Origin of the sequence: uncultured Clostridium sp., from assembly GCF_934754915.1 — a bacterium.
In the GTDB taxonomy this organism is placed as follows: Bacteria; Bacillota; Clostridia; order Clostridiales; family Clostridiaceae; genus Clostridium.
This window is the reverse complement of sequence record NZ_CAKVKB010000305.1, coordinates 1-2,150: the sequence shown is the minus strand read 5'-3', so window position 1 is coordinate 2,150 and position 2,150 is coordinate 1. Positions and strand designations below refer to the sequence as shown.

Genomic DNA, 2,150 nt, shown 5'->3' with positions numbered 1-2,150 from the left:
AGATTATGAAGATCTTATTTTAAAATCTGCTTAAAAAACTAAAAAAATGTGTCTACTATATTGACATAGGTCCAAATTATTTTATAAATTTCCTGTAGACATTTATTGAGAATTAAGTAATAATCTTATCTTGTCAGGGGGAGGAAACATTATGGCAAGTTATAAACAAGTGGCAAAAGGCAATTGGAAAGTTACTGTTAGTTTAGGATTTGATCTTTATGGAAAGAGAAAGAAAATAATTAAGCAGGGGTTTAGAACAAAGAAAGAAGCTGAAGCTTATGTGACACAGGTTATGGATCAAAAAGAAAAAGGATATATAGCATCAGTAGATAGCAGCATATTGTTTAAGGATTATATAACAACATGGTATGATGAATATAAACAATATAATATTGGAATAAATACAAGAGTAGGGTATTTATCAAGGATAAAGACTAATGTTATACCTTTGTTAGGAAGATATAGATTAGATCAGTTAAATAATCAAATTATACAGAACTTTTATAATACTTTGATTAGCAAAAAGAAACATAAGCCTGCAACAGCTAAAAAGAATTTAGATATAGTTATAAGCTGTTTGAAGTACGCTAAGAAAAATAAGCTGATTTATGAATTACCAACAGATATAGAGAAGCAGAAGCTTGAAAAGCCAGAAATTAAAGTATGGGAAAAGCATCATGTGGAATTTTTTCTTAATCATATAAGAGATACTTATCTATATACACCAATATTCATAGATGTTCTTACAGGGCTTAGAGTTAGTGAATTATGTGGTCTTAGATGGTGTGATGTAGATTTTGATTCTGGAATAATTTCAGTCTCAAATCAGCTCATATATGAAACTAATACGAAAGTATTATTCCTTGGTAAATTGAAAACACAATGCAGTAATAGAAAAATTACTATACCATTAGTCCTTATTGATTATTTAAAAAAATTGAAAGAACATAGAAATGCTGAAAGTTAAGATTATATTGTTCTAGATAGAATGGGAAATGCTTATAACCCTAAAGCTCTTTCAACTAACTTTTCAAAAAAGATAAAAGAATTCTCCAAACCTGCTGATGAAGTAGAAGAAAAAGAAAATTATATGCAGTTACCGAAAATTACGTTTCATGGATTAAGACATACTCATGCAACTATGTTAATTGCAAATGGTGAAAATATAAAAGTAGTATCTCAAAGATTAGGACATAGTGATATAAGAATGACCTTGAATACTTATACACATATAGTTGATGATATGAATAAAAATACAGCCCAATTACTGGATAAAATGTTTAGTTAAAACTTCCAGAAGAAAAAGTGTCACCGTAGTGTCACCTTTTTGGGCAAAATAAAAGCTGAAAACCAGCAATAATGCGGTTTCAGCAATCTAATTGGTGACCCATACGGGAATCGAACCCATGATTCAATGAGAAAAGAATTATAAGTGACCATAAGTAGCTGTAAAGCATTGAAAACACAAATGTCCATATTTATAAGTGAATATATATAAATGTATGTAAATATAACTATGGTGTAAAAATGGTGTAAAATTTTTATGCTTGGAGCTTGTATCTTTGCTTAAATTAAATAAATATATAGTGAAATAAACTTAACAATTCAACATTATAAATTGTTAAGTTTATTTCATAATTTACAAAATGACAAATACAATATATTATAAAAATATACAATTATTTGAAACTAGGGAGAAGTTGAAATGCAGAGTAATGATATTAAAATATTAAATAAAGATGAATTATCAAAATATATTAGCACAGATTTATATGAATTACTGAATGCTCTATATCATATAGCGATTAATAATGATAAATCTTCTATTGATATCATCCATAAGATGGAAGAAAAATACAAACCTAATTTAAGCATTAATTTACATGGCTTGTCAATTTATTTAAATGCTTATACATATTATATTAGATATTTATATTTAATAAATCAGTTGATTAATGAACCTAAAAGTAAGGAGATTATTGATTATTATGTGTTCAATAATAGTTTAAAAGAACTAGTTGGAAATGGAACAAGTTATTATTTTAATTTTAGGGCAGATATGTTTAAATGCACATTATTTAGAATTACTGAAAATTTGGAAAAAGACAACAAAAAGGCTGATGAATTGAAGGAAAGAATTAACTTAAAAG

General features: G+C 26.8%; 1 protein-coding gene and 1 pseudogene. Both read left to right on the top strand.

The genetic code is table 11. The features are described 5' to 3' along the window. The first annotated feature begins 151 nt into the window (after nucleotides 1–151). Nucleotides 152–1,288, top strand: a pseudogene (locus Q0F58_RS19140) (tyrosine-type recombinase/integrase). A gap of 417 nt (nucleotides 1,289–1,705) precedes the next feature. Continuing rightward, a partial coding sequence (locus tag Q0F58_RS19135; protein ID WP_294379631.1) for a hypothetical protein occupies nucleotides 1,706–2,150 on the top strand: 445 nt, incomplete at its 3' end.